The sequence below is a fragment of the Streptomyces sp. genome, from assembly GCF_050698815.1.
Taxonomy (GTDB): Bacteria; Actinomycetota; Actinomycetes; order Streptomycetales; family Streptomycetaceae; genus Streptomyces.
Genome location: NZ_JBOHCV010000627.1, coordinates 1 through 4913, shown reverse-complemented (window position 1 = coordinate 4913; position 4913 = coordinate 1). Strand labels below are relative to the sequence as shown.

Annotated in this window: 6 protein-coding genes and 3 pseudogenes; 2 read left to right on the top strand and 7 right to left on the bottom strand. The window is 67.3% G+C overall.

All coding sequences use genetic code 11. The annotated features are described in order from the left end of the window. Positions 1-239: 239 nt before the first annotated feature. The 6 genes and pseudogenes from ACRDP3_RS22725 to ACRDP3_RS22700 form a co-directional block, all read right to left on the bottom strand. Positions 240-922: pseudogene (locus ACRDP3_RS22725) on the bottom strand (DUF234 domain-containing protein); the annotation flags it as partial. Positions 923-992: 70 nt separating this feature from the next. Then, a pseudogene (locus ACRDP3_RS22720) lies at positions 993-1267 on the bottom strand (transposase); the annotation flags it as partial. Positions 1268-1329: 62 nt separating this feature from the next. Beyond that, a complete protein-coding gene (locus tag ACRDP3_RS22715) occupies positions 1330-2094 on the bottom strand; it encodes an SDR family NAD(P)-dependent oxidoreductase (RefSeq protein WP_431518850.1) in 765 nt (254 codons plus the stop codon). Positions 2095-2124: 30 nt separating this feature from the next. Continuing rightward, positions 2125-2565 (bottom strand): MarR family winged helix-turn-helix transcriptional regulator, encoded by a 441-nt coding sequence (locus ACRDP3_RS22710; RefSeq protein WP_431518849.1) that lies wholly within the window; start codon positions 2563-2565, stop codon positions 2125-2127. A gap of 198 nt (positions 2566-2763) precedes the next feature. Beyond that, positions 2764-2916 (bottom strand): hypothetical protein, encoded by a 153-nt coding sequence (locus ACRDP3_RS22705; protein ID WP_431518848.1) that lies wholly within the window; start codon positions 2914-2916, stop codon positions 2764-2766. Continuing rightward, a complete protein-coding gene (locus tag ACRDP3_RS22700) occupies positions 2913-3374 on the bottom strand; it encodes an ATP-binding protein (protein ID WP_431518847.1) in 462 nt (153 codons plus the stop codon). The genes ACRDP3_RS22705 and ACRDP3_RS22700 overlap by 4 nt, the downstream gene beginning before the upstream one ends. A 237-nt stretch (positions 3375-3611) precedes the next feature. On the opposite strand from ACRDP3_RS22700, the gene ACRDP3_RS22695 reads away from it, so the two are divergent. Continuing rightward, positions 3612-4466, top strand: a complete 855-nt coding sequence (locus ACRDP3_RS22695; RefSeq protein WP_431518851.1) for a helix-turn-helix domain-containing protein — start codon at positions 3612-3614, stop codon at positions 4464-4466. An 11-nt stretch (positions 4467-4477) separates the two neighbouring features. Further along, complete coding sequence (locus tag ACRDP3_RS22690) at positions 4478-4702, top strand: DUF397 domain-containing protein (protein WP_431518846.1); 225 nt, start codon at positions 4478-4480, stop codon at positions 4700-4702. On the opposite strand, the pseudogene ACRDP3_RS22685 reads toward ACRDP3_RS22690, so the two are convergent. Next, positions 4699-4913, bottom strand: a pseudogene (locus ACRDP3_RS22685) (glycosyltransferase family 2 protein); the annotation flags it as partial. The gene ACRDP3_RS22690 and the pseudogene ACRDP3_RS22685 overlap by 4 nt on opposite strands.

Below are 4913 nucleotides of genomic sequence, written 5' to 3'. Positions count from 1 at the left end.
GCCTCGAACATCACCTCGTGCATGAAGCGATTGTCCGTACGCGCGTGCTCACGCCGGCACCCGGGTGGGCCAGGGGCGTTCAGTCTTTGGCGGACCCCAGCTCGTGGGCCGGCACCGCCGCCTGGGTGCGGCTCCGCAGCCCCAGTGGCGGGTGTCACCGCCTTCCACCGTGAAGGCGATGCTTCAGGCCCTGCCGGGTGGTCACGCGGCCCCACCCTCGTCGGAGCGTGGCCGCCTGCTCAGGTGGACCATGCCATGCGGAGCTCCGCCGGGCCGTACGCGGCGTCGAGTCCCGTGCAGTCGGTTCCGCTGCGCGAGACCGCGACCACAGGCACGGGATCTGGCGTGAGCGCGGCGCGGTGCCGGTGCAGGTCGGCGAGGTCGTGCCGATCGAAGGGGGAGTTCTCCAGCCACTTCACTGAGCCGACGAACAGCAGCTCCTTGGCGATGGGCGCACGGTCGGCTCCCACGATGTCGATCTCCACATTGTTGGTGCGGGTCCAGTAGCCGCCGATGGCCGGCGCGGCGGGAAGGCCGGAGTCGGGCAGTAGTCGTGCCAGCGCCTCGCGAACCAGGGGTTCGACGGTCCGGCCGCGCCAGCCGGCCCAGTTCTCACGGATGCGCTGCAGTGTCAGATCGCCCCGGCCTCGCTCGATCTCCTCCATCGCCGGCCCCAGGAACCTCAGCCAGAACGGAGGTAAGGGTCTGCGACCCGGTATCGGCGGTCCTTCGAGGGCCGCGTGGACAGGGGAAGCTCCGCCGCGATCATTCCCTTGTCCGTGAGGGGCACCAGCGCCCGCTGGAGCGGGGTGGCCGCCACACCGCCCGCAGCGCGAGCGATGTTGGAGAATGTCCGCTCGCCCCTTCCGATCGCGGAGAGCACCGATCTCGCCTGCAACTGCTGGGGGAACTCCGCTGCGAGCCTTCCAGGATACTAACAATGAGGTTAGTAACAATCAGGTTAGTAACCTGAGCCGAAGCGTGGTGCTCGGCGGTTTCGGCAGGCGCATGACGCGGTCGGAGCGGACTCGGCCTACCAGCTCGACCGGGAGGTCGCGCAGAACCCAGGCCAGGTGGGTGACGTCGTAGCCGGGTCGGTGACGATCGTGATGTCCGGATCCTCGGCCGCCCACTGGCCCGCGGCGATCAGCCTCTCCATCACACCGCGGAGCTGGTCGGCGGTGACAGCGGTCGCGTCATCCGTCGGCCCGAGCCGGACAGCGTCCCGGATCGAGGTTCAGGACGTGCGGCCCGGCTCCAGCACGGCGTGGTGTCGGTGTCAGCGTGTTGCGGGTGATGGATTGAGGTGACGATCCGATTTTCCAGGTGTCAGGTCGGGCTGAGGAAGTGGCCGTCCGTTCTGATGGCTTCGCCGGTGGTGTTGGTGTTGGCGGCGGAGCAAAGGAAGACGATCATGCGGGCGACGTCGTCGGGGTGGGTGATGGTCTGGGTTGCGGCGGCGCTGCCGGCCTTCTCCAGGAGCTGGGGTGGCAGTTGCTTGTCGGCGGGTGTGAAGCCGGGCATGACGACGTTGGTGAGGATGCCTTCGGCGGCCAGTTCGCGGGACATGACGCGGGTCAGTCCGTGCAGCCCTGACTTGGCGGCGATGTAGGGGGCGCTGTGCGGGAGGCCGTCTTCGACCAGGCCGGTGGAGACGTTGACGATGCGGCCCCAGTGGTGTGTGCGCATGTCAGCCACGACAGCGCGGGCGAGGAGGTAGGGGGCGACCAGGTTGGCGGCCACCGACGAGGTGAACCGTTCGGGTGGCGCGGTCTCGAAGAGCTCGCCGGGTTCGGGCCATCCCGGCCACTGCACCGCGCAGTTGACCAGGACGTTGATCGGCCCGAGTTCCCGGCGGGCATGCTCGACCGCTTCCTTCAGCGAGTCAGGTCGGCCGAGGTCGAGTTGCCAGCAGATCGCGCGGGCACCGCGCTTCTCTGCCAGGGCGGCGACCTCCTCGGCAGCGCGGCGGTTGGTGTGATAGCCGACGGCTATGTGGGCCTCCTCGTCGGCGAACGCCAGCGCGGTGGCTCTACCAATACCCGAACTGGCGCCGGTGATCAGCACGGCCCTGCCTGTCAGTGCCAGGTCCATCTGTTCCCCCTCTGGTTTCTTTGACTGCGTTCAAGGACGGTTGTCGCGGATCTTGCACAGGAGCCGGACGAGCTCACTGGTTTCTGCTTCAGTGAGTCCACTGGTGGAGGCCATGTCGGCGTGCGCCCAGGCCGCGATGACTTCTTGGACGGCGGCTTCGCCGCGTTCGGTCAGCCGCAGCCGGGTCACCCGTCGGTCGCCGGGGTCGGCGGCGCGTTCCACGAACCCGGTCCGTTCCATGCGGGTGATCGCTTTGGCGATGGTGGGCTGCTCGAAATCGAGCCGCTGAACCAGCTCCGCCTGGGTGGTCCCGGGATGCCGGTGAACGTCCACCAGCAGGAGTTCCTGTCCCAGGTGCAGGCCGAGCGGCCCCACCCTGAGCTGCAGTTGGGTGCGGTGGGCCTTGGCGGCCTCGCTGAGCGCGTAGCCGACCGGCCCGTTCGCAGCCGCGATCGCACGGCCGCCCGTCACGCCGAGACCGATGGTTGCAGAGCCCGGCCGGGCAGCGCCGCTGACGCGATTCCGCAGAAGGCCAGCGAATCCGTGAGTTCCATAGTCGGCTATCTTATAGCCGACTATGGAATTCCTTCAAGGGCCCGAGCGACCCGTTCGATCAGTTGGCGGCGTGGCCTGACCCGAGGTCTGGAACCGCGTCCTGAGGACGGCCGGTTACATCAGGTTCAAGGGCCGGCAGCGCAAGCAGTCGCATCCGGTGAGGCACCGGTCGCGAGGTGGCGCCGCCGGGATGCTGCTGAAGGCGATGGCGACGATGGAAGCGCCGACCGTGAAGCCGACGACGCCGAAGAGCAGGGCGGAGATCACGGTGCCGTTCCCTCGCGTGCGAGCTTCTCGTCGTGCAGCTCGAACCAGACGCTCTTGCCCGTGGGTTGAGGCCCGCCGAGCCATGTCGTGCCCCATGCCGCCGCGAAGTGCTGGACCAAGGGCAGGCCGCGGCCGCCCTCCGCGTCCGTGATCGCCTTACGGATCTGCGGCACGCCGCAGGGGTCCGCATCCAGCACGGAGACCAGGACTCCGTTGCTCCGTACCGTCGCCTCCAGCGTTAACTGCGGGACCCGGGCGTGGAGATGGACGTTGGTGACCACCTCTGAGACCAGAAGCCGGCCTACATCAACGAGCGTGGGGTGCTCCGTCGCGCGCAGCAGTCCCGCGACCATGTCGCGAGCGATCTTCGCGGTCTCGGGGAGGTTGGGGGCGTCCATCCGGTACGAGCGGATGAGTTCACCTGGTTCTGGGGCCGCGATGGGTGCCGGCTTGGCCATGTTCGCCTCTCGGGGTCGTCGTTGACCTCACCGCTCGCGCGCCACCGTGGCTCTGCCGTCTCGCCGAAGAGACGGCCGCACTGCGGACTTACCGGCCTGCGTAGCGGCACAGACACGGACTGTAGGGGCATGTATGCAGTAGGGCAAGTTTGTCCCTGATACTCCCTCGATGTGCTGATGGCGTGGTATATCTACGCCGCAGGCGGAGAGTTGAGCGATGGAAGGGTCCGTGCAGTCATGGCCATCAGAGATAACCCCACCGCTCGACAGGTGCGCCTTGGCGCTGAACTGCGGAAGCTCCGTGAGTCTGCGGGCAAGACAGCTCGGGAGTCGGCCGGGTTACTCGGTAATGATCAAGCGAAGATGAGCCACATCGAGGGCGGTCGACTGGGCATCAGTGAGGAGCGCATCAGGCGACTCGCTACGTTCTACTCCTGTGACGACGTCGCGCTGGTCGAGGCGCTGTGCGCGATTGCGAGGGAGCAGCGAGGGACGTTCTGGTGGGACTCCTTTCGTGGCATCCTTGCCCCAGGATTCTTGGACATGGCAGAGCTTGAGCACCACGCCGTGAACCTGCGATCGATGCAGACGGTCTCGCTGCCCGGTGTCTTTCAGACAGAGGAGTACGCCCGGGCTGTGTTCGAAGGACACCTGCCGAGGCTGCCGATTGAAGAAGTCGAGACTCGTGTCGAATACCGCATGAGGCGACGTGTCATCTTCGACCGCGAGGAACCACCGCAGTTCACCGCGCTGATCCATGAGGCGGCGCTTCGCATGAGGTTCGGGGGTCGGAAGGTAGCCCGGCGCCAGCTCGAGTACGTGATGCAGGTATCCGAATGGCCGAGTGTCACTGTTCGCGTGGTTCCCTTCACCAGCGAGGACTTCGTTGAGGCTACGCAACCGGTGCTATATGCAAGCGGGTTCGTACCGCAGTTGGATACGGTCCAAGTGGACACGGCGGTCGGCGGGCGCTTCGTCCTTGCCGATGCTGAACTGCGCAAGTATCGCAACTTGCTCGACGTCGCCCAGAGCGCTTGCCTCAGCGCTGAGGAGTCCCGCCAGCTCATCCACCACATCGCGCGAGAACTGTGAGAAGTGCCGACATGACCGAATCACATCAGTGGCAGAAGTCTTCCTTCTCGGGGGCCGCAGGGGAGAACTGTGTCGAGGTCGCCCGGACGGCCCCCGCCGTCCAGCTTCGTGAGAGCGACGACCCCCGGACGGTCATCACCACCACCCCCGCCCGACTCGCCGCGCTCATAGGTGCGGTCAAGGGCGGGGCAGTCGCCGACCTGGCTGCGACCCGAGAGCGAAACTGCCACGGCTAGATGACCGGGGGGCGGCCCAGGCGGGCCATCCGCCACACCGTCGCCCACCGCATGGGCCGTCGTCGGCCGCACGGAGCGCGTACGCCCTCGATGAAGCCACCCGCCCAGGCCCGCAGGCCGCCGAGTGACCGGGTGCGGGCGAGGGTGAGCACGGTCCACGTGCCCAGGTACACGGGAATCAGCGGGAGGGGCAGATGGCGCCGTGCCAGCC